Genomic DNA, 22,396 nt, shown 5'->3' with positions numbered 1-22,396 from the left:
CCCTGTTTGGCGATAAAACCTGTGCACACTGCACAACGCCCACCGTGCGCCCGTCACTGCTGCTCAATTGGCACGCGCGGTGCAACAGGCCTGCGTCACTCATTCAGGGAGCAAGGCACATGACGCAGCAAGAACCAGGTAACGATTACCCCCTCAGCGAAGTCCCGATGCATGCGCGCAAGGGCCTGGCGTCCACCGCCATGGTGCTGCTGGGCTTTACCTTTTTTACCGCAACCATGTTTGCCGGCGGCAAGCTGGGCGTGGCGTTCAGTTTCGTCGACATGCTCGGCGTCGTGGCCTTGGGTAACCTGCTGTTGGGCATTTATGCCGCAGGCTTGGGTTACATCGCATTCAAGAGCGGCCTGAACTCGGTGTTGATGGGGCGCTTCTGTTTTGGCGAAGTCGGCAGCAAGCTCAGTGATTTGATCCTCGGTTTCACCCAGATCGGCTGGTACGCCTGGGGCACCGCTACGGCCGCCGTGGTGTTGGGCAAATATTTCGAGCTGAGCCAGGGCAACGTGCTGGCGCTGATGGTGGTGTTTGGCCTGCTGTTCTGCGCCACGGCCTACGTGGGGTATCGCGGGCTGGAGATTTTGTCCTACATCGCCGTGCCGGCCATGGGCATTCTGTTGTGCCTGTCGATGTGGGTCGCCACGGTGAAAGTCGGCGGGCTGCAGGGGTTGCTGGCGGTGGTGCCAACGTCAGAGCTGGACTTGTCGACGGCGATCACGTTGGTGTTCGGCACCTTTGTCAGCGGCGCGACCCAGGCGACCAACTGGACGCGTTTTTCCCGCTCGGCCAAGGTCGCGGTGCTCGCCAGCCTGATCGGTTTCTTTGTCGGCAACGGCTTAATGGTGCTGATCGGGGCCTATGGCGCCATCGTCTATCAACAACCCGACGTGGTGGAGGTGTTGCTGCTGCAAGGCTTTGCCATGGCCGCGATGGCCATGTTGCTGCTCAATATCTGGAGCACTCAGGACAACACCATCTACAACTTCGCCGTGGCCGGTTGCAACCTGCTGCGCACCCGCCGCCGCAAGACAGTCACCCTGGCCGGTGCGGTGATCGGCACGCTGCTGGCGTTGCTCGGCATGTACGACATGCTGGTGCCGTACCTGATCCTGCTGGGCACGGTGATTCCACCGATTGGCGGGGTGATCATGGCGGACTTCTTCTATCGCTATCGCGGCCACTACCCGCGCCTGGCCGATGCGCGCCTGCCCGCGTTCAACTGGCCGGGGCTGACGGCCTACGCCGTGGGCACCGTACTGGCGTTCAATTCGCCCTGGGTGGCACCGTTGGTGGGGATCGTGGCCGCGTCGCTGACCTACATGGCGCTCACCGCCGTACTGCGCGGGCGGACAGCGTTGGCTGACGCACAGGCATGAGCCTGACCATCGCCGATGTGCTCGCCCTGCCGGGGCTCGAGTCTCTGTGCCTGCGCGCCGGGGCGGCGGGTCTGGAGAATGCCGTGCGCTGGCCGTATGTCGCGGAAAACAGTGGCATCGCCGAGTGGGTGCTGGGCGGCGAACTGGTGTTCGTCACCGGTATCAATCACCCACGGGACGAGGCCAACTTGCTGCAACTGCTGGAGGAAGCCTGCCTGCGTCAGGTGGCCGGGTTGGTGATTCTCACCGGGCCGGCCTATATCCAGGCGATTCCCCAGCGCTTGCTGGAGGCGGCCGAAGCCGCCGACATGCCGCTGATCGAACAGCCTTACTCGCTGAAAATGGTGCTGGTGACCCAGGCGATCGGTTCAGCGTTGATCCATTCGGAGCAATTGGGCCGCTCGCGGCACGATGTGCTGGAGCGGTTGCTGGCCGGTGACTATCAATCATTGGATCTGCTGCTGCACCGCGCCGCACAGTTGGGTATGCCCCTGGCCGGCCAGTGGCAAATCGTGCAGTTGCAGTTGGAGGGCAGCGACGCGTTATTTACCCAGGGTGAGGCCGCGTACATGGAAGCGCAGTTGGCTCGGCAACACGACAGCATTACCCGGCGCTTGCGGCAGTTGTCGGCCTCGGTGCCGGTACTCGGGCGAGCCGGGCAATGGACGTTGCTGCTGCCGGCCGCCGATGCCGTCGCGGCGCTGGCTAACCGTGAGCAACTGGCCGGTTGGTTGAAGCCGCTGAACCTGCGCCTGGCGCCGCTGAAACTGTTTATCGGCCTGAGCGCCGCCGCCCACCCGCCCGCGCGCCTGGCCCAGGCTCAGGATGAAGCGCGCCAGGCGTTGGCCGCTGCGCGGCGCTTCAGCGAGCGCGCCGGGCTGTGCGTGTATGACGAACTCGGCGTATTGAAGCTGCTCAGCGGCGTGCGCGATCGCGCGCTGCTCGACCAGTTTCTCAATGAACGCCTGGGCCCGCTGCTACGTCACGACCTGCACCATGGGCCGAGCCTGATGCCGACCCTCGAAGCCTGGTTCCACGAGAATGGTAACCTTGTGGCTGCCGCCCAGCGCCTGGCCGTACACCGCAATACCCTGACGCACCGCGTCCAGCGCATCGAGGCCCTGTGCGGGCTGAAGCTGGATGATTCATATGACCGCCTGGACATCGGCATCGCGCTGATGATCTGGCGGCTGTCAGCCTGATTGTTTTTAGCCAAGAGGAACTTGCCCATGCACATCATCAACGCCCGCCTACGCAACCGTGAAGGCCTGCATGATCTGCACCTGGAACACGGCCGGATCGCCAGCATCACGCCGCAAACGACAGCGCCCACCGCAGCGCCCGACGACCTGGACGCCGCCGGCAACCTGGTGATACCGCCCTTCGTCGAACCGCACATCCACCTCGACGCCACCCTCACCGCCGGCGAACCGCGCTGGAACATGAGCGGCACCCTGTTCGAAGGGATCGAGTGCTGGGGCGAACGTAAAGCCACCATCACCCACGAAGACACCAAAGCGCGCGCCAAAAAAACCATCCAGGCCCTCGCCGCCCACGGCATCCAGCACGTGCGCACCCACGTCGACGTCACCGACCCGAACCTCACCGCGCTCAAAGCCATGCTCGAAGTGCGCGAGGACAGTACACACCTGATCGACCTGCAAATCGTCGCCTTTCCCCAGGAGGGCATCGAGTCGTACCGCAATGGCCGCGAGTTGATGGCGGAAGCCATTCGCCTGGGCGCCGACGTGATCGGCGGCATCCCCCACTTTGAATACACCCGCGACCAGGGCGTGAGTTCGGTGAAGTTCCTGATGGACCTGGCCGAACGCAGCGGTTGCCTGGTGGACGTTCACTGCGACGAAACCGACGACCCGCACTCGCGCTTCCTCGAAGTGCTGGCCGAAGAAGCCCGCAGCCGCGGCATGGGCGCCCGCGTCACCGCCAGCCACACCACGGCCATGGGCTCCTACGACAACGCCTACTGCGCCAAACTGTTCCGCCTGCTCGGGCATTCGGGTATCAGCTTTGTCTCCTGCCCCACCGAAAGCATTCACCTGCAAGGGCGCTTCGACAGCTTCCCGAAACGGCGCGGCGTGACCCGCGTCAACGAGCTGCTGGAAGCCGGCATGAACGTGTGCTTCGGCCAGGACTCCATCGTCGATCCGTGGTACCCCCTGGGCAACGGCAACATCCTGCGGGTGCTCGAAGCCGGGTTGCACATCTGCCACATGCTCGGTTACCGCAACCTGCAAAGCGCGCTGGACCTGGTCACGGACAACAGCGCCAAGGCCATGGCCCTCGGTGATCGCTACGGCCTGGAGCCCGGCCGGCCGGCCAACCTGTTGATCCTTTCGGCAGACAGCGACTACGAGGTGATTCGCAGCCAGGGCCAGGCGCTGTACTCGATCCGCAACGGCAAGGTATTGATGAAGCGCCAGCCGGCGCAGGTAGAGTTTTTGTAGATCGCCGGGGGGCCGACGATCGAATCGAGTACGCGGTGTTTGCGACTCGAATCGATCAGCCGCGCGGCCCTGCCTCGATCTGCGGCCGTGCAGCCCCGAACAGGCTGACGCTCAGCACTGTCTCAGCCTGGGTCTGCAGCCGAACCGGCACCGTACCGCCCGGCATCACCACCGCGACCTCCGCGCCCTCGACCCAACCCGCGCGCCACGCCGCGCACGCCACCGCACAGGCGCTGGTCCCGGAGGATGCCGTCGGCCCCTCTCCCCGCTCGAATACCCGCGCGAGTACTCGGTTGCCGGACGCCCGGGCGGCCCATTGCAAATTGACCCCGGCCACGCAGGGCTGGCCACGCCCGGCAGGTGGCGCAAACGCAATCGCCTGCAATGACTCGAACAGCGCGGGCTGGTGCATCGGCTGATTGTCCGGCAGTGCAGCGGCCTGCGTCACCAACGTCACACAATGGGGGTTGCCCACCCGGACAAACTGGCTGCGCGTCCATTGCGGGTTGATTGCCGCCAGCGCGGGCACATGGCTGAACGCACAACCCTGGGCGACAAGCGGGTCTACGCCCACCGCGCCGACCGCCAGCGGGCCGAACGCCGGCTGCCCCAAGGCCAGCCAGAACCCGCGAACCTGCTCGTACAGCGCCGGCTCTACAAAAGTCGCCAGCGGCGACCTCGCATCCTGTTTGTCGTGATGCACCCGTAGCTCGCAGCCCTGCGTCATCAAACCCTGATCGCTCAGCGCCTGGGCAAAGATGGTCAGACCATTGCCACTGCGTTCCGCGAGAGAGCCGTCCGTGTTGACGATCAACAGATCAAACGGCGGCGCCGCCTGAAACGGTCCCACCAACAACCCATCACACCGGTGCGCCTTGGCACCGGCCGGACGCGGCGAAGGCCCCCAGCCACATTCGGCGGCAATCGCCGGCAGTGCCCACGCGTCCCGCCTGCTCGCCGCGAGGGCCGCATTGTCGGGCACCTCGACACCGTGGCGGCGCAAACAGGCCGGGCTGACTACTCCATAGATGTTGCCGCGGGCATCGTAGAACCGGGTCATGTTGTCGCCTGCCTGAAAGTCCTTCATCGCTTCGTCCGTCAAGTCACCAGCACACAGAAGCAGCAGCGTATTACAGAACGGTCGACGTGTGGGAAGTGGTCTGGAAGGTGCGTCATCCACCGCAAGAGGCCTGGGGTTCAGCAATTCTCACGGGGATTACGCACCTTCCAGAACACCTCCTACAGCGCGATGACCTCTAAGTGGCTGCGAGCGTCCAGAGCGTTCCGTGATGGAAAAAATAAAATCTGCAGTCGGCGTGAACCCCGCGCGAACCTGGCTCGCTCGCTGGGGCTTGATGTGCAAGGATGTCGCGCCGGACATCGTTCGCTGAACGCAAAACCAAGGATTTTCCATGACTGCCATCCCCACCCCAGCGCCCGTGGTTCCCGGGCGGCTGGAGCAAATGTCGACCCGTATCGCCTTCTTCATCGCCGGCTTCAGCATCGCTGCCTGGGCACCGCTGGTGCCGTATGCCAAGGCCCGCGCCCAACTCAACGAGGGCACCCTGGGCCTGTTGCTGTTGTGCCTGGGCGTCGGGTCAATCATCGCCATGCCGATGGCCGGCGCACTGGCCTCTCGTTATGGTTGCCGGCGCGTACTGAGCGCCGGGACGATCCTGCTCTGTCTGGCCCTGCCCATGCTGGCCACCGTCAGTTCGATCCCGTTGCTGATCGCCGCTCTGTTCCTGTTCGGCGCGGGCCTGGGCACGGTTGATTCCACGGTCAACCTGCAAGCGGTGATCGTTGAGCGCGCCAGCGGCAAAACCATGATGTCGGGCTTCCATGGGTTGTTCAGCCTGGGCGGCATCGTCGGCGCAGCGGGGGTCTCCGGGCTGCTGGGGTTGGGGTTTTCGCCGCTGCAGGCGACGCTGGTGGTGATCATCATCATGGCGCTGGCGCTGCTCAAGGCCGGCCCGCATTTGTTGCCCTACGGCAGTGAAAGCTCAGGGCCGCCGTTCGCCATTCCCCATGGCGTGGTGCTGTTTATCGGTTGCTTGTGTTTTATCGTATTTTTGGCCGAAGGCGCCGTGCTCGACTGGAGTGCAGTGTTCCTCAGCGCTGAACGCGGCCTGGATGAAGCCTATGCCGGCCTGGGTTATGCGGCCTTTGCCCTGACCATGACCGCCGGGCGCCTGAGCGGTGACCGGATTGTCCGTCGACTGGGGGCTGCGCGGGTGATCGTCGCAGGCGGGGCGCTGGCGGCGGCCGGGATCTTCCTCGCCACCCTGTCGCCAGCCTGGGAAATGTCTCTGCTGGGCTACGCATTGGTCGGCGCCGGCTGCTCAAATATCGTCCCGGTGCTCTACTCCGCGGTCGGCAAACAGACCGTCATGCCGGAACACATTGCCGTGCCGGCCATCACCACCCTCGGGTATGCCGGCATTCTGGCCGGGCCTGCGGTGATCGGCTTCATTGCCCACGGGAGCAGCCTGGCGACCGCCTTCCTGCTGATCGGGGGATTGCTGGCCGCGGTGGCGGTCAGCGGCAAAATACTGCGGGTATGAACAAAAGACATGAGCGGCCTGAATCCTTCAAGTAGCTCATGCACGCCTGATCGCTTTTTCTCTGCCTTATCGTTTTCCCAGGCAGCACGTTACAACGGCTAGCCTAAATGCCGGTCGGCGTCATTGGCGGGACGACAGGACAACTTGCTCCATAAACCGGCGAGCGTTGAAAGCACAGGGCTGGACACCGGTTCTTCCATGAACGCTCGAGAACCTTTATCGAAATCTTCGGCAGTGGGCGCCCTGAAGCTGAACTTCGGCGACGACGTGAGGTTGAGCGCCTGCGAACGGGATTTGCTTTGGGCTCCTGCTTCCCGTGCAGGAATCGCCAAGGTCGCAACAGTGTACTGGGAGGGTTGAGATTCAAATGATGTCGGATTCATCGTCCACACCTGATTCGGTAGATGAAGACACCGATAGCCATTCAACGGCTGACGGCAATGTCCTCGTGGTAAAACCTCGCAAGCGGTTCCTGCCTGGTTGAAGTGGTGCTTCCTGCTCAACACGCTTGCCAACCTATGCCGCGGGTGACGCGGCATTCGGCTGTGCCAGAGTTAACGCAGTTGTTGCAGCAGTTGCAGCAATTCGCGTCGCGAAACCTTGCCGTCACGCTGCCACTCGTCAACATTATCCATCCGCCCCTGCAGAATCGAACGGGACATGACTTCCTTGACCAATTCGATGAGATGGTCAGTGGCCGGATTGCCCGTCAACGGTTGCTTCGCAAGTTCTTCGAGTTTGTCGAGCGTGATGCTGTTGCCCCGGCCTTTCCTCTTCAACTCTTCGAAATGGCCGAGCATTTCTTTGACCAGTTCTTTGTCATCTTTGAGTTTAAAGGGGTTATCGGAACGAATGACGCTCAGAATATCCTCCCTGGACAAGCGGCCATCCGAAGCACCGGTACTCATGTTTCGATCGAGCGCCCGAATCAGATCGGGACGCCGCAGCAGTTCCTTCGCCAGACGAACATTGGCGTCCACCGGCAATTGATCTGCCATCTTTTGCAGGCTTTCGCGCGTGACTTGCCGCGAATACTGTCCACCCTTGAACGCGCCATAATTGGTCAGCAGCGCCTGGGCCAGTTGTTGATTGCTTTGCTTCGAATAATACGGGTCCGGCCGCTCGGGAGTCGGGCGCGGAGGTGGGCCTGGGTTCGGGCACACACCATCAGGCAGCGGACGTGGCGGCGGCCCCGGGTTAAAATGACCGTGGCCAAGGTGCGGGCGTGACGGCGCGCTGCCGAATGCCGAGCCGAAGTGATACGAATCCCAGAACAAGCTCTGGCTGGCAGACGAGGTCGTAGACCGCTCGGCATTGGACATGGAGCCTCTGAGAGACTTCTCATCAGAGGAATGAGCGACAGACTGATGGAATACTGATACCGACATTTAGTTCTCCAGTTCGGTTTGATCAGACGCCTTACCTCACCGTCCCAGCCGCCCGACGATCGACAAATCGTGAAGGAAACCAGCGGAAGCAGGCTTATCCTGTGTGGCAGAACTGTGGGAGTCGGTTCCTGAGAGAGCTGAAAGTTTCCAACTGCCGGGTAGGAAGAGCATCTGCCGGGATAAGGAACTCATCCCCCTCCCAAGCGATTTCGGCGCAACCCGCACCGTCGCCGCCCGACCCGGTCAGGCAGCGCAAAAGTGCCTAGGCTCAGAAATCTGAACAATCAGCGTGGCTGGGTAAATGACGTTGCCGAACGGGATACGTGAGCTCGAAGAGCTTCTACCTCAAAGCACACCGAGCCGGGCTCTGACCGGCGACAGAGTGTAGGAGATACCCTCCGGCTCGCCGGGGGTAGGCGTAAAAGCTCAGTCATCAAGCGCGCGCTCAATCGGCGAATGCCAGCCGGCTGGGCTGACGGGCTTTTTTACGTGAACTTGTGCGGTGCCTTGCCAGTCAGCTAACTGAACGCAACTCAAAGGTGGGTAGCTGATGCATCTCTCGCTGGAGCAACAAGTCGCTCAGGTCACCGCTGCCCGTTCCGGCAGCACCTTGTTTGTCGAGGGCGGCTTGCGCCTTTTCCCGGAGTATCGCGGCAATGGTTGATTTCAAGAACGAGCCTCAGAGCGCCATCGATGCCCACGGCATCATCGGCGACATGCGCAGTGCCGCATTGGTGAACGACAAGGGCAGCATCGACTTTTTCTGCTGGCCGGAATTCGACAGCCCCTCGATTTTCTGCGCGCTGCTCGACACCCCCGACGCCGGCATTTTCCAGCTGACGCCGGACCTGCCCAACGCCCGCCGCGAGCAGATCTACCTGCCTGACACCAACGTGCTGCAAACCCGCTGGCTCAGCGATGACGCCGTGGTGGAAATCACTGACTTTTTGACCATCAGTGAGGAGGTCGACGACCTGCCCCTGTTGATTCGCCGCGTGCGTGCGGTCAGCGGCCGGGTGACGATTCACCTGCGCTGCGCCGTGCGTCACGACTATGCGCGCACGCCCACCCACGCCAGCCTCGACAACGGCACCGTGTGTTTCGCCGCCGACGGCCAGCCCGGCCTGCGCCTGTCGAGCAGCCACCCCATGCAGATCGACGACAACGCCGCAGTGGCCAGCTTCGTCCTGGCCCAGGAAGAAGGCGCCGAATTCGTCCTCGGCGGGCAAGACGACCCGCGCGTCGACAGCCGTTGCACCGACCTGGCGCTGGCGCATAGCTTGAAATTCTGGCGTGGCTGGATCGCGCAATCGAACTACCGTGGGCGCTGGCGCGAAATGGTCAACCGCTCGGCCCTGGCCCTGAAACTTTTGACCTCGCGCAAACATGGCGCGATCATCGCCGCCGCCACCTTCGGCCTGCCGGAATCGCCCGGCGGCGAGCGCAACTGGGACTACCGCTACACCTGGATCCGCGACGCCTCGTTCACCGTCTACGCCTTCATGCGCCTGGGTTTTGTCGAAGAAGCCAATCACTACATGCGCTGGCTCAGAGGCCGGGTCAGCGACTGCTGCGACCAGCCCGCCAAGATCAACATCCTGTATGGCATCGACGGCCGCCAGGAACTGCCGGAAGCCCAACTGACGCACTTGCGCGGGCATGGCGGCGCGACGCCGGTGCGTATCGGCAACGAGGCGTTCGACCAGGTTCAACTGGACATCTACGGCGAGTTGATGGACGCGGTTTACCTGGTCAACAAATACGGCGAAGCCATTTCCCACGAAGGCTGGAAACACACGGTAGAACTCGCGGATCAGGTCTGCGATATCTGGAACCGCAAAGACGTGGGTATCTGGGAAATGCGCGGCGAGCAGCATCACTTCCTGCACTCGCGGCTGATGTGCTGGGTCGCGCTGGACCGTGCGATTCGCCTGGCGTCCAAGCGCTCGTTGCCGGCGCCGTTCGCGCGCTGGGACCAGACGCGCCAGGCGATCTACGCGGATATCTGGGGTAACTTCTGGAACGAAGAACGCGGGCACTTTGTGCAGCATACCGGCAGCACCGCGCTGGACGGTTCGATGCTGCTCATGCCGCTGGTGCGCTTCGTCGCCGCCACCGATCCGCGCTGGCTCTCGACCCTCGCAGCGATCCAGAAAAGCCTGGTGCGCGACGGCATGGTCTATCGCTATCGCAACGACGACAGCCAGATCGACGGCCTGCAAGGCACCGAAGGCGCGTTTGCCGCCTGCTCGTTCTGGTACGTCGAATGCCTGGCCCGCGCCGGGCAGGTGGAAAAGGCGCATCTGGAGTTTGAACAGTTGCTGCGGTATGCCAACCCGCTGGGGTTGTACGCCGAAGAGTTCGACAACCAGGCGCGGCACTTGGGCAATATGCCTCAGGCATTGAGCCATTTGGCGCTGATCAGCGCGGCGACGTTTCTGGACCGCAAATTGAGCGGCGAGAAGACGGTGTGGCAGCCTTGAACACCACCCATCGAGCTCCCGCGAGGCCGCGATGGCGGTGGGTCAGGCAACCTGAATGCAGGACACACTTGATCCTACTTGTGGCTTTAGCGGATCGGCACTAGTTTCATCAGCAGTCATTGCCCAGCCGACAGGAGCCCACCATGCGCATCGCCCCTCCGCTGCTTCACATACGCACCTCTATGCTCGATGTGGCATATGAAGCCCACGGCCCCGTCAGCGGTGAGCCGGTGATCCTGCTGCATGGCTTCCCCTACGACCCTCGCGGCTACGACGACATCGCCCCGGCCCTGGCCGAGCGTGGTTACCGGGTGTTGGTGCCGTACCTGCGCGGCTATGGCCCGACGCGGTTTATCAACGCGCAGGTGATGCGCTCCGGGCAACAGGCGGCGTTGGCCAAGGACCTGTTGGACTTCATGGATGCGCTGAGTATCCCGCGGGCTACCCTCGCGGGTTATGACTGGGGCGGGCGTGCTGCGTGTATTGTCGCGGCGCTGTGGCCGGAACGGGTGCGCGGGTTGGTGAGCGGCGATGGCTATAACATCCAGGACATTGCCAAGTCTCTCGAACCCAGGCCGCCGGAAACGGAGCATCGGTTGTGGTACCAGTTCTACTTCCACACCCAGCGTGGCGTGGATGGGTTGATCGCCAATCGCCGGGCGTTTTGCCAATTGCTGTGGTCACTGTGGTCGCCCTCCTGGGCCGCAGGGCCAAGCCTGTACGGCCAAAGCGCGCCATCGTTCGATAACCCGGACTTTGTCGACGTGGTGATTCACTCCTACCGTCACCGCTTCATGTACGCGCCGGGCGATCCCGCACTGGCGTCCATCGAACAGGCGCTGGCGCTGCAACCGACGATCACGGTGCCGACGATTTCGCTGTGCGGCGCCGACGATGGCGTGGGCCCGCCGCCGCTGGAGAATGACGATGCGCAGCACTTCAGCGGCGTCTATCGGCGGCAGGTGCTGCCCGGCGTGGGCCACAATATTCCTCAGGAAGCGCCGCAAGCGACCCTTGCGGCGCTCCTGGAACTGCTCGCCTAGGCCACTGGCGAAAAGCGCTCGCGATAGGCCTGCGGCGTCACTGACAAGACCCGCAGGAAGCTGCGCCGCAAGGTCTCTTCGCAGCCGAACCCGCACTGCACGGCGATGCGTTTGATCGATGCGCTGCTGTCCGCCAGTTGCCGGCGGGCGGTTTCGACGCGGATCAACTCGACGGCACGCGCGGGGGTCTGGCCGGTTTCGGCGCGGTAATGGCGCACGAAGCTGCGCTCGCTCATGCCGGCCTGGGCGGCCAGGGTGGCGAGGGTCAGGTCGAGGGTCAGGTGTTCCGCGATCCACGCGTGCAACTCGGCGAAGCGGCTGTCGCCTTTTTGCAATGACAAGGTCACGCTGAATTGCGATTGCCCCCCGGGACGCTTGAGGAACACCACCAGGTGCCGCGCCACTTCCAGCGCCACGGCACGGCCCAGGTCTTCTTCCACCAGGGCCAGGCACAGGTCGATACCGGCGGTCACACCGGCCGACGTCCACACCGCACCCTGCTGGATGAAAATCGGGTTGGACTCCACCGTCAGCGCCGGGAATTTGCGCGCCAGTTCTTCACAGCGCGTCCAGTGGGTCGCCACGCGGCAACCGTCAAGCAAGCCACTGGCCGCCAGCAAAAAAGCCCCGGTACACACCGACGCCATACGCCGGGTGTGCCGGGCTTTTTCGCGCACCCAGTCCACCAGCGCCGGGTCTTCGGCGGCGCCGTACACGCCCCAGCCACCGGCGATGATCAGGGTGTCGCAAGGCGTGTCGACGGCCGGCAACGGCTCGGCCACCAGCGCCAGGCCGGCGGAGGTCATCACCGGCGCCGTCTGGGCGGCGATCACCGCGACCGCGTAGGGCAACGGCGCACCGCGCTGGCGCGCCAGGTCGTTGGCGGACGCGAACACCTGCAAGGGCCCGGTCACATCGAGCACTTGGGCATTATCAAAAGCGAGTACGTGAATGAGTCGAGGCATGATTGGCGTGATGTGTGGGTTCAATGGCGTATTCGCCAAAGCCTAGGCCTCTAGAGTGAAGCCGTCCACCCTTTATCGGAGCTTCGTTCATGTCCTTGCAGATCGGTTTTCTGATGTTCCCCGGCATCCAACAACTGGACCTCACCGGCCCCTATGACGTGTTGGGTTCGCTGCCGGATGTGAAATTGCATCTGGTGTGGAAAGACCTCGCGCCGGTCACGTCCAGCACCGGATTGGTGTTCACGCCGACCATGACTTACGCCGACTGCCCGACCCTGGATGTGCTCTGCGTCCCCGGCGGCAGTGGCGTCGGCCCGTTGATGGAAGACCCGCAAACCCTCGACTTCCTCAGGGCCCAGGCGCTCACCGCGCGTTATGTCACCTCAGTGTGTACCGGTTCGCTGGTGCTCGGTGCGGCCGGCTTGCTGCGCGGTCGCAAGGCCACCACCCATTGGGCGTACCACGACCTGCTCGCCCCGCTCGGCGCCATCCCGGTACAAGCACGCGTGGTGCGTGACGGCAACCTGTTCACTGGCGGCGGGATTACTGCAGGGATCGACTTCGCCCTAACCCTGGCGGCTGAGCTGTACGACGAAGCGACCGCGCAACTGGTGCAGTTGCAGATCGAATACGCACCGGCGCCGCCGTTCGATTCAGGCCGGCCGGATACCGCGCCCATATCTGTGCTGGAAGAAGCCAACAAGCGCACGGCCGAGTCGCGCAAGGTCCGGAGCGAGATCACTGCGCGGGCGGCCGCTCGACTGGGTTGACACTGGCCGATGTTCGTCGTGGGCGGTCGCGCTGAACGGCAACCCGCTCTTCGACGCCGCGCTCTCGCACAGCGTTTCAGCGACGTGGACGGCATCCTGATGCTCAACACGTCGCAGTTGCCGCTGCGCGGCTAGTCGCCGATGATGCGGGTCACCGCGATTGCGATCAGGCTTGATCCCAAAGGCGTGGGCCGTCCTTTCCACCCAAGAAGTCCATTGATGAATACCCACGACGGATTAATTCCCTGCATCATTTCCGGCGGTTCGGGCACCCGACTGTGGCCAGTGTCCCGGCAGAACATGCCCAAGCCGTTCATGCACATGCGCGATGGCCAGAGCCTGCTGCAGAAAACCTTCCTGCGCGCCAGCCGCCTGCCCGGTGTGGAAAACGTGCTCACCGTCACCAACCGTGACCTGCTGTTTCGCACCCTGGATGACTACCGTCTGGTGAACAAGGCCCAGCTGCCCCTGGACTTGTTGCTGGAGCCCTTCGGCCGCAACACGGCAGCGGCGATTGCCGTGGCGGCGCTGCATGTGCAGGAGCACTTTGGCGACGATGCCCAGTTGCTGGTGATGCCCGCCGACCATTTGATCCTCAATGAAACCGCGTTTGCCGTGGCCGTGAGCCAGGCCCGCGAACTGGCCGAAGCCGGCCATCTGGTGACCTTCGGTATTGAGCCTGATCGCCCCGAAACCGGCTTCGGCTATATCGAACAAGGTGCCGCGCTGGGGGCGGGAAACCGGGTCAACCGCTTTGTCGAAAAACCCGACCTGGCCACCGCGCAAGGCTACCTCGACGGCGGCAAGCACCTGTGGAACGCCGGCATATTCTGCTTCAAGGCCAGCACCCTGGTGAACGAGCTGACCACCCATGCCCCGCAGGTGATGGCGGCCGCCAAGGCTGCGCTGGCGCACAGCCAGAGTTTGCAGAATACAACCTCGCGCCAGCGTGAACTGGATGCCGAAGGCTTCGGCAGCGCACCGGACCTGTCCATCGACGTGGCGCTGATGGAGAAGTCCGCGCAGGTGGCCGTGGTGCCCTGCGACATCGGCTGGAGCGATATCGGCTCCTGGGAAGCCCTGCGCCAGCTCACCCCCAGCGATGCCCAGGGCAACCAGGTCAATGGCGAAGCGATTCTGCATGACGTACACAACTGCTACATCGACTCGCCCAAGCGCGTACTCGGCGCGGTGGGCGTGCGCGATCTGATCATCGTCGACACCGCCGACGCCCTGCTGATCGCCGATGCCAATCGCAGCCAGGATGTGCGCCACATCGTGGCCGAGCTCAAGCGCCAGAACCATCCGGCGTACAACCTGCACCGCACAGTGACGCGACCATGGGGCACCTACACCGTGCTGGAGGAAAGTGCGCGCTTCAAGATCAAGCGCATTGTGGTCAAGCCGCTGGCGTCACTGTCGTTGCAGATGCATCACCACCGCAGCGAACACTGGGTGGTGGTCAGCGGTACCGCACAGATCACCAATGGCGAGCGGGAATTTCTGATCAACGCCAACGAGTCCACCTACATTCCGGCCGGGCACAAACACCGCCTCACCAACCCCGGCATCATCGAGTTGGTGATGATCGAGGTGCAGAGCGGCGAGTACCTGGGCGAAGACGACATTGTGCGCTTTGACGATATCTACGGGCGCGCGCCCGCAGAAGGATAGGCCTCAGTCATCCAATGGCTGAGGGGCCGGTTTGCTGCCAGGTTTCGCCGGCTTGGCGGGCTTGGCGCCCTTGGCCGGAGCGGGTGCGACAGGTTCGGGCTCTGCAGCGGCGGCGGCTTCTTTCTCGGCCATCGGCATCTGATCGATTGCGCTGAAGAAGTCCTTCAAGTCGAGGGCATCCGGTGGCACGGTCTTCTCAACTTTCTTCTCACCATCCTTGCCTACCAGGATCACTTTGGTGCCGCTGCCGGCGCCTAATTTGAGGGCGCGGATCAGCGCGTTGGTTTCAGGCGGTGTGAGCTTCTTGTTGTCCTTGGGGTCCTTGGCGAACTTCTCCCCTTCGGCACCGATGCTGCCAAACTTCACGGTGTACAACACCATGCCGCGCTCTTCAAAGGACTGCTTGGTGGCAGGCTCGTCCAGCTGTTTCTTGAGCTTGACCAATGTTTCATTGCCGGAATCAAGCTCCACCACCACCAGCGGTCGGGCCTTGCCCAAATCCTGCTTGAGCGGGTTGATATCAGCAGCAGCCAACAGCGGCCCCGTAAAAGCCATCAAGGTAGCCAGGGTCAGCGACCGGATGAGCATGCGCACCTCCTTTGAATTCCATGCAGGGTTCTTGAGTTTCATGTCTGCGACAGCCAAATTCAAGGATGATTCCTACACCACCTTGAGAAAGCGTAGGCCAGGACACCTGCTACGCAAGGGATTGGGTCGGTTTGGCGGCCATTGTTTCTTTTGGTTGCCGAAATATTAAGAGACCTCCCACTACGGCCAATGCCGAGCAAACACAGGCGCCACGAGCGGATCGGCATCCACCCTGTCCAGGGTCTGCGCAAACGCCGACCGCGAGGCGTGCAACGCCTCTCGCGCCGCATCCCAGCGCGACACCGCCGCCGCCATGATGCCCAGGGCATTCGGCTGCTGATCGGCGGCGAACAATTGGTCGGCAAACTGATCGGCGAACACCAACCAGGCCCGGTGCAGGTAGTGGCGCGTGCCGCTGATCAATTGTGCTTGCGCGGCCTCATCGGCGTCGCCCAGCCAGCGCGTCGGGTAGTCGATGATGCCGATTGCCGAGTAGCAATTGGCGGCGATGTACACCAGGCCGCGGAGGATCTGCGCACGGTTGTCGGCGAGTAGATCGGCGGCGGGGAATTCCAGGCCCAGGTGGATCAGAATCGCCGCGCTTTCCGTCAGCACCTGGCCATCGGGGGTCACCAGCGTGGGGATCTGTTTGAGCGGGTTGATACGCGCGAGCGCTTCGCTGCCCTCGCCGTCCTGCCAGGAACTGGCGTCTACCCGATGCCATGGCACCGCGCAACGCTGCAGGGCAATTTCGATCATGCATGAGCCGGAGTCGTCGGTGCCGTAGAGCGTGTACATGGGGGACCTCCTTGGTATCACGTAGCAATTGCCGAGCACGCCAACAGCGTAGACGCTCACCCGCGCGAGGCAAATAGTTTAGAACAGGCCCATTTGCCCGCCGACCAGGGTGCCGAAGTCGTCATTCACAAACGGCAGGATCGCATCGGCCACTGGCTGCAATTGCCGGGTGACGTAGTGGTCATAGTCGATCGGTGCCTGGCGCACTTCCAGCGGTTCCGGGCCGTTGACGCTGATCACGTAGCTGATCCAGCCACCGCGCTGGTACTGGCGCGGGCGGTTCATGCGGTCGTTGTAGTCGTCGGCCAGGCGCGCAGCGCGCACGTGCGGCGGGACGTTGCGCTCGTAGTCGTCCAACCGCCGGCGCAGGCGCTTGCGGTAGATCAGCAGCTCGTCGAATTCGCCGCTCAAGGTGCGCCGCACGTAGTCGCGCACGTAATCCTGATAGGGCTGGCGGTGGAAGATACGATGGTAGAGCTCCTGCTGGAATTGCCGGGCCAGGGGCGACCAGTCGCTGCGCACGGTTTCCAGGCCCTTGTAGACCATCTCTTCGCTGCCGTCGCCGCGCACCACCAAGCCGGCGTAACGCTTCTTGCTGCCCTCCTCGGCGCCGCGAATGGTCGGCATGAGGAAGCGCGTGAAGTGGGTTTCGTATTGCAACTCCAGGGCGCTGTGCAGGCCGAATGCAGTGTGCAAATGCGCGCGCCACCAATCGTTGACGTGTTGCACCAGCGCCTGGCCGATGCGGCTGGCGTCCTCCTGGGAGTGCGCGCCACCGAGCCAGACGAAGGTGGAATCGGTGTCGCCGTAGATCACTTCATAGCCCTGGGCTTCGACCAGTTCGCGGGTCTGGCGCATGATCTGATGGCCGCGCAGGGTGATCGACGACGCCAGGCGCGTATCGAAGAACCGGCAACCGCTGGAACCGAGGACGCCGTAGAAGGCGTTCATGATGATTTTCAGCGCTTGGGACAACGGCGCATTGCGTTCGCGCTTAGCCTCTTCGCGACCTTCGGAGATGCGCGCAACAATGGCCGGCAGGCAGTGCCGGGTGCGGGAAAACCGGGCGCCGCGAAAGCCTTCCACCGACTCGCTGTCATCGGGGTGCTCGAGGCCTTCGATCAGGCCCACGGGGTCGATCAGGAAGCTGCGGATAATCGACGGGTAGAGGCTTTTGTAGTCCAGCACCAACACCGATTCGTAGAGGCCGGGGCGTGAATCCATGACAAATCCGCCGGGGCTGGCCTGGGGCGGTTTGTCGCCCAGGTTCGGCGCGACGAAGCCTTGGCGGTGCATCAGCGGCAGGTACAGGTGAGTGAATGCGGCCACGGAGCCACCGTTGCGGTCGGCCGGCAAGCCGGTGACGCTGGCCCGTTCCAGCAGGAACTTGAGCAGCTCGGTCTTCTCGAAAATCCGCGTGACCAGCTCGCAGTCCTTGAGGTTGTAACGCGCCAGGGCCGGCTTGTCCTCGGCGAACATGCGGTTGATTTCATCCATGCGCTGGTAGGGCGTGGAGATGTCCTTGCCTTCGCCGAGTAGGGTTTGCGCGACGTTTTCCAGGCTGAAGGATTCAAAACTCCAGGTGGCCGAGCGCAGCGCTTCGATACCGTCGATGATCAGCCGCCCCGCCGCGGCCGCGAAGTAATGATTGCGGCTGCCGTGCTCGCGCCAGGCCATGGGCTCATCGCCCCGGCCGAGCAAGAGTGGCACGTTGAGACGCTGGGCGTGTTCGTGGAGCACGCGCAGGTCGAACTGCACCACATTCCAGCCGATGATCGCGTCGGGGTCATGCGTGGCGAGCCATTGGTTGAGGCGCTCGAGCAATTGGCCGCGGGTGTCGCAATAGTCGAGTTTGAAGTCCACCGCATCGGTTTTGTTCGGCGGGCCGAGCATGTACACCTGGCGCTCGCCGCAGCCTTCGAGGGCGATGGAATACAGATCACCCTGGGCGGTGGTCTCGATGTCCAGGGACACCAGCTTGAGCGGCGGGCGATAGTCGGGCGCGGGTTTCATCTGCGCGTCGAGCAGCGCGCCCGTGGCGTCGGGCGTGCCGTCGAACCACACGGGGGCGGTGATGAAACGCTCCATCATGTAACGCTCGGGCGGGCGCACGTCACCTTCGTAGACATCGACACCGGCGGCGCGCAGGCGCTTTTCCAGGTCCATCAGTTGCCGATGCTGGCGGGTGTAGAGGCCCAAGACCTTGCGGTGATGGAAATCGCACAGCTCCAGCGGGCGCAATTCGACATCGCGCTCGCCCTTGAGCAGCCAATCCAGCGGTTTGCGATGGGCTTCGGGGATGAACATCACCGAGCTTTGCACGGGGAGGCGGATAAACCTCGGCCCCTGGTCGGTGGCCAGCCAGAAACTGACCTGCGTCCCCGCCGGGGTATCGCGCCAATGCCGGGTCAGGACAAAACCCTGCTGTAAATCCACCGTGCCGCACCTCAGGAATCACTTTCAGGGCGTGATTCTACCCGGCATCCGGCCAAACGCGGCACGTTAACGCGCGCACAGCGCGCAATCGCCTCAGGCGATGCCTTGGTGGAAGTGGCTCAGGTAGCCTTCGATATTGCGCATTTGCTCGTCCCATCCGCGGGAATTCATTTTGAAGGCTTTCAGGCGGCGGGCTTCGGGCACTGTGTCGAAGCCGGATTCAACGACCCGCAGCAAAATGCCCGGGGCGCGGTCTTCAACGGTGAACTCCACCAGCGTCGGTGTTTCCTTGTCGTAGTCGATGCCTTTTTCTACGGCGAAGGGGTGCCACGAGAACGAAAACCGCGTCTGCGGCAAGATGTGTTCGATCCTGGCCTTCCAGATCACGTGTTCGTAACCTGGGTAAGTGATCGGCGCTTCGATCGTTTCCCCGGCGACAAAGGTCTTGCCCTTGAGGGCGATGCCAAACCAGCGGCCGAATTGCTCGGCATCGGTGAGCGCCTCCCACACCTTTTTGCGTGGAGCGTTCAGTAGGACTTTCCGTTCGATTCGATCTGATACGTGCATACGTCACCTCCTCCATTGACAGTAGGCGACATCGACCAATGCGCAACCTTGGGTTCTGCGCGATGATGATGCCCCCATCGTTGACCCGGCCATAGGTTATGACTGACCCGTTGAATGGAAGTTGCTTCTGTAAAGCCGTGCGCTACCAGGTGGACAGCCTGGACATGCCCATCAGCCACTGCCACTGCGATAGCTGTCGCAAGGTGCATGCGGCGGCGTTTGTGAGCACCGCCGGCGTGATGCGTGAACATTTTCGCTGGACGCAGGGCGAGGAACTGTTGGCGGCCTTCGAATCTTCGCCAGGCAAATTCAGGCGTTTCTGCTCACGCTGTGGCTCACATCTGATGGCCGAGCGTGGGCATCAGCCCCATGTGATTGTGCGGGTGGCGACGCTGGACGATGATCCGGGTGTCAGGCCCACCGCGCATATCTGGACGGCCCATGATGTGCCGTGGCTGGCACATGAGGGCGTGGAGCAGTGGGACGAATGGCAGGTGTGAGTCAGACGTGGGGATCGCCGGGGGCCTTGCTCGGCGTCGCATATTGCGGCTTCAGGTGGCCTTCGTGGTCGAGCAGCCAGGCGTCCATGATCTGGCGCACCACCGGGCCTGCGACGCGGCCACCGGCCTCGCCGTTTTCGATCATCACCGAAATCACGATTTGAGGGTGCTCCGCCGGCGCAAACCCGACAAACAGCGCGTTGTCACGGTGGCGCTCCAAGGTTTTGTCGCGGTTGTAGCGCTCACCCTGCTTGATCGCCACCACCTGCGCGGTACCACTCTTGCCGGCAATCCGGTATTGAGCACCCTGCGCGGCCGCCCGAGCGATCCCGCGGGGGTCGTGCATCACCAGTTGCATCCCGTGGTTGACCTGTTCCCAGTCACGCGGGTCCTTGAGGACCACGTTGGGCATCGGGTGCTCGTCCACTGGCGCCACACCGTTGATAGTCTTGGCCAAGCGCGGTCGATTCCACACGCCTTTATTGGCAATCAACGCGGTGGCCTGGGCCAATTGCAGCGGCGTGACCTGCATATAACCCTGGCCGATGCCGAGGATCACCGTTTCGCCCGGGAACCAGGGTTGACGCCGCGTCGCGCGCTTCCAGGCCTGGGACGGCATCAGGCCAGCTGACTCTTCGAACATGTCCAGGGAGACTTTCTGGCCGAGGCCAAATTCGGCCAGGTAGTCATGCAGGCGGTCGATGCCCAGCTTGTGGGCCAGGTCGTAAAAATAGGTGTCGTTGGAGCGCATGATGGCCGCGTCCATATCCACCCAACCATCACCGCTGTGGTTCCAGTTGCGGTATTTGTGGTCAAAGTCGGGCAATTGGTAGTAACCGGGGTCGAACACACGGGTCTGGGCGGTCACTACCCCGCTGTCGAGACCCGCGATGGCCACTTCCGGCTTGATGGTCGAGCCCGGCGCATAGAGACCGCGCAGGACGCGGTTGAACAGCGGACGGTCGATAGAATCATGCAGGGCCGCATATTCCTTGAAGCTGATGCCGGTGACGAACAGGTTGGGGTCGAAGCTGGGCTTGCTGACCATAGCCAGTACTTCGCCGGTTTGCGGGTCGAGTGCTACCACCGAGCCACGGCGATCGCCCAAGGCTTCTTCAGCCGCTTCCTGGAGTTTGACGTCGAGGCTCAGCACGATGTTTTTGCCGGGGATCGGGTCGGTATGCTTGAGCACGCGCAGTACGCGTCCCTGGGCGTTGGTCTCGACTTCTTCATAGCCGACATGGCCATGCAGCTCTGACTCGTAGAACCGCTCGATGCCAGTCTTACCGATGGACTGCGTGCCGCGGTACTCCACCGAGTCGAGGGTCTTGGATTCTTTTTCGTTGATGCGGCCAACGTAACCGATGGAGTGAGCGAAGTGCGCGCCCAGGGGATAGTGGCGAACGAATTGCGGTTCGACGTCTACGCCGGGCAGACGGAACTCATTGACGGCGAGTTCGGCGATCTGTTCTTCGGTCAGCTCATAAAACAACGTAACCGGCACAAAAGGATGCCGCGCCTGCTTCAGCGCCTTGTCGAACACGGCGCGGTCTTCTGCCGGTAGGTGCAGCAGACTGACGATCTCGTCCAGCTCGCCCTTGAGGTCGGTGGTGCGCTCGCGGGTGATGATCAGGTTGTAGCTTGGGCGGTTGTCAGCCAGCACAACGCCGTTGCGGTCATAGATCAAGCCACGAGTCGGCGTGATGGGCAGTACGTGGACACGGTTGTTTTCAGAAATCGTCGAGTGATAGTCGAATTGCACCACCTGTAGGAAATACAGGCGGCCCACCAGGGCACAGGTGATGCCGATCACCAACAAGGCGCAGGCGAACAGGCGTTTGTTGACCAGGCGGTTTTCGTTTTCGTGGTCTTTGATCGGTATCGGTTCAGGCATTTCTACAGCATCTCGTTGAAAAAGGTCGACGCCGCGTCCTGCGGATGAAAGATCAATCCTTGTGAAAATGTGCTGCACCATAGCAAAAATGCAGAAACACTTTGCATCGATTTCCCAAACGGTAGCCTGGAAGGGTCGTGTGGTGCAGGCGGTACCGAGCGTCGGGGGACGAGGCCACTGTTGCCAGATGGCGACGGTGGCCTGGAACAGCAGGATGGATTTCAGATCCACTGGTCGTTCATGGCGGTGCGGTCTCCCCCTTCATGGCCGGTGTTCAAGATGCCGCGAGGTTCGATCATCATCAGTTTGGCTTCGCCTTCGGCGGCCGTCCGGTGTTCTATTCCGCGAGGAACGACATACAACTCCCCCGGCGCCACATACACGGGACCTTCCGGAAGGTCGATACGCAGTGTCCCTTCAAGCACGAGAAACGCCTCGTCGGTTTCTGGATGTGAGTGCCAGATGAACTCGCCTTCGATGCGTACAACCTTGAACTGGTAGTCGTTCATCTCGGCTACGACTCTTGGGCTCCACTGTTCACTGATGAGTGAAGCTTTTTGCGCGAGATTTACAGGTTGTGCTGAGTGCTGTTGCTGAGCCATGACCAATCCTCTGGTAGATGAGAGTTGTCAGACTATCGAAGGAAGGGGCAACCGTTCTTGTATGATCTTGCAGTTTGAGGATCGCGGCACAAACACTCAAAGAGCCGTTACTAAACCACGACAAGGACGCACCGAAGACCACCGCAGTGGCGCTCTTCGCACTTTTCGAGCGGACAAACAAAACCCCTGTCTGCGTAAGCAAACAGGGGTTCTGGAATTTAATCTTGACGATGACCTACTCTCACATGGGGAAACCCCACACTACCATCGG

19 protein-coding genes are annotated in these 22,396 nt (G+C 62.5%); 9 read left to right on the top strand and 10 right to left on the bottom strand.

Annotated elements, in window-relative coordinates; all coding sequences use genetic code 11:
• Positions 1–119: 119 nt before the first annotated feature.
• Genes codB through codA form a run of 3 tightly spaced genes read left to right on the top strand, consistent with a single transcriptional unit; the run spans position 120 to position 3,853 of the window.
• Positions 120–1,388, top strand: coding sequence for a cytosine permease (codB, locus tag ACP7CJ_RS18735; protein ID WP_276197368.1), 1,269 nt, complete (start codon positions 120–122; stop codon positions 1,386–1,388).
• Positions 1,385–2,590 (top strand): PucR family transcriptional regulator, encoded by a 1,206-nt coding sequence (locus tag ACP7CJ_RS18730; RefSeq protein WP_276197367.1) that lies wholly within the window; start codon positions 1,385–1,387, stop codon positions 2,588–2,590. Before codB ends, ACP7CJ_RS18730 begins: the two co-directional genes overlap by 4 nt.
• A 27-nt stretch (positions 2,591–2,617) precedes the next feature.
• Positions 2,618–3,853 (top strand): cytosine deaminase, encoded by a 1,236-nt coding sequence (gene codA / locus ACP7CJ_RS18725; protein ID WP_426101031.1) that lies wholly within the window; start codon positions 2,618–2,620, stop codon positions 3,851–3,853.
• A gap of 55 nt (positions 3,854–3,908) precedes the next feature.
• Here the strand turns inward: codA and ACP7CJ_RS18720 are convergent, their stop codons facing one another.
• Positions 3,909–4,913, bottom strand: coding sequence for a diaminopimelate epimerase (locus tag ACP7CJ_RS18720; RefSeq protein WP_426101203.1), 1,005 nt, complete (start codon positions 4,911–4,913; stop codon positions 3,909–3,911).
• Positions 4,914–5,265: 352 nt separating this feature from the next.
• Between ACP7CJ_RS18720 and ACP7CJ_RS18715 the strand changes: the two genes are divergently transcribed.
• On the top strand, positions 5,266–6,417 hold the full coding sequence (locus ACP7CJ_RS18715) for an MFS transporter (protein WP_276197365.1): 1,152 nt from the start codon (positions 5,266–5,268) through the stop codon (positions 6,415–6,417).
• A gap of 98 nt (positions 6,418–6,515) precedes the next feature.
• Here the strand turns inward: ACP7CJ_RS18715 and ACP7CJ_RS18710 are convergent, their stop codons facing one another.
• Together ACP7CJ_RS18710 and ACP7CJ_RS18705 are read right to left on the bottom strand one after the other, a co-directional pair.
• On the bottom strand, positions 6,516–6,800 hold the full coding sequence (locus ACP7CJ_RS18710) for a hypothetical protein (RefSeq protein ID WP_276197364.1): 285 nt from the start codon (positions 6,798–6,800) through the stop codon (positions 6,516–6,518).
• 171 nt (positions 6,801–6,971) lie between these two features.
• Complete coding sequence (locus ACP7CJ_RS18705) at positions 6,972–7,739, bottom strand: hypothetical protein (RefSeq protein WP_426101029.1); 768 nt, start codon at positions 7,737–7,739, stop codon at positions 6,972–6,974.
• A 722-nt stretch (positions 7,740–8,461) separates the two neighbouring features.
• Here ACP7CJ_RS18705 and ACP7CJ_RS18700 point away from each other — a divergent pair.
• Both ACP7CJ_RS18700 and ACP7CJ_RS18695 read left to right on the top strand, forming a co-directional pair.
• A complete protein-coding gene (locus ACP7CJ_RS18700) occupies positions 8,462–10,288 on the top strand; it encodes a glycoside hydrolase family 15 protein (protein WP_276197362.1) in 1,827 nt (608 codons plus the stop codon).
• Between the two features lie 143 nt (positions 10,289–10,431).
• Positions 10,432–11,331, top strand: coding sequence for an alpha/beta fold hydrolase (locus ACP7CJ_RS18695; protein WP_426101027.1), 900 nt, complete (start codon positions 10,432–10,434; stop codon positions 11,329–11,331).
• Here the strand turns inward: ACP7CJ_RS18695 and ACP7CJ_RS18690 are convergent.
• Positions 11,328–12,296: a GlxA family transcriptional regulator gene (locus ACP7CJ_RS18690; RefSeq protein ID WP_276197360.1), complete on the bottom strand. Its 969-nt coding sequence runs from the start codon at positions 12,294–12,296 to the stop codon at positions 11,328–11,330. The genes ACP7CJ_RS18695 and ACP7CJ_RS18690 overlap by 4 nt on opposite strands.
• An 89-nt stretch (positions 12,297–12,385) precedes the next feature.
• On the opposite strand from ACP7CJ_RS18690, the gene inhA reads away from it, so the two are divergent.
• On the top strand, positions 12,386–13,066 hold the full coding sequence (gene inhA, locus ACP7CJ_RS18685) for an isonitrile hydratase (protein ID WP_426101025.1): 681 nt from the start codon (positions 12,386–12,388) through the stop codon (positions 13,064–13,066).
• Between the two features lie 219 nt (positions 13,067–13,285).
• Positions 13,286–14,740 carry a mannose-1-phosphate guanylyltransferase/mannose-6-phosphate isomerase gene (locus tag ACP7CJ_RS18680; protein ID WP_426101023.1) on the top strand — a complete coding sequence of 485 codons (1,455 nt, stop codon included), beginning with the start codon at positions 13,286–13,288 and terminating at the stop codon, positions 14,738–14,740.
• 3 nt (positions 14,741–14,743) lie between these two features.
• Here ACP7CJ_RS18680 and ACP7CJ_RS18675 read toward each other — a convergent pair whose 3' ends face one another.
• The 4 genes from ACP7CJ_RS18675 to ACP7CJ_RS18660 all read right to left on the bottom strand — a co-directional run bounded on the left by ACP7CJ_RS18675 (position 14,744) and on the right by ACP7CJ_RS18660 (position 19,129).
• Positions 14,744–15,328, bottom strand: coding sequence for a DUF4174 domain-containing protein (locus ACP7CJ_RS18675; protein WP_247407823.1), 585 nt, complete (start codon positions 15,326–15,328; stop codon positions 14,744–14,746).
• A gap of 180 nt (positions 15,329–15,508) precedes the next feature.
• Entirely contained in the window at positions 15,509–16,126 is a 618-nt protein-coding gene (locus ACP7CJ_RS18670; RefSeq protein WP_426101021.1) for a glutathione S-transferase family protein, read from the bottom strand.
• A 78-nt stretch (positions 16,127–16,204) separates the two neighbouring features.
• Positions 16,205–18,562 (bottom strand): DNA polymerase II, encoded by a 2,358-nt coding sequence (locus ACP7CJ_RS18665; protein WP_426101019.1) that lies wholly within the window; start codon positions 18,560–18,562, stop codon positions 16,205–16,207.
• A gap of 93 nt (positions 18,563–18,655) precedes the next feature.
• On the bottom strand, positions 18,656–19,129 hold the full coding sequence (locus ACP7CJ_RS18660; RefSeq protein ID WP_247405812.1) for an SRPBCC family protein: 474 nt from the start codon (positions 19,127–19,129) through the stop codon (positions 18,656–18,658).
• A gap of 98 nt (positions 19,130–19,227) precedes the next feature.
• On the opposite strand from ACP7CJ_RS18660, the gene ACP7CJ_RS18655 reads away from it, so the two are divergent.
• Entirely contained in the window at positions 19,228–19,629 is a 402-nt protein-coding gene (locus ACP7CJ_RS18655) for a GFA family protein (RefSeq protein ID WP_276197354.1), read from the top strand.
• A 1-nt stretch (position 19,630) separates the two neighbouring features.
• Here the strand turns inward: ACP7CJ_RS18655 and mrdA are convergent, their stop codons facing one another.
• On the bottom strand, positions 19,631–21,523 hold the full coding sequence (gene mrdA, locus ACP7CJ_RS18650; RefSeq protein WP_276197353.1) for a penicillin-binding protein 2: 1,893 nt from the start codon (positions 21,521–21,523) through the stop codon (positions 19,631–19,633).
• A 221-nt stretch (positions 21,524–21,744) separates the two neighbouring features.
• The gene (locus ACP7CJ_RS18645; RefSeq protein ID WP_276197352.1) at positions 21,745–22,125 is read right to left on the bottom strand and encodes a cupin domain-containing protein; all 381 of its coding nucleotides are present in this window, start codon (positions 22,123–22,125) and stop codon (positions 21,745–21,747) included.
• Between the last annotated feature and the right edge of the window lie 271 nt (positions 22,126–22,396).

The sequence above is a fragment of the Pseudomonas sp. PSPC3-2 genome, from assembly GCF_049897085.1.
Classification (GTDB): domain Bacteria; phylum Pseudomonadota; class Gammaproteobacteria; order Pseudomonadales; family Pseudomonadaceae; genus Aquipseudomonas; species Aquipseudomonas paraveronii.
Note: the sequence above shows the minus strand (reverse complement) of the source record. Positions and strands in the feature narration are given on the sequence as shown.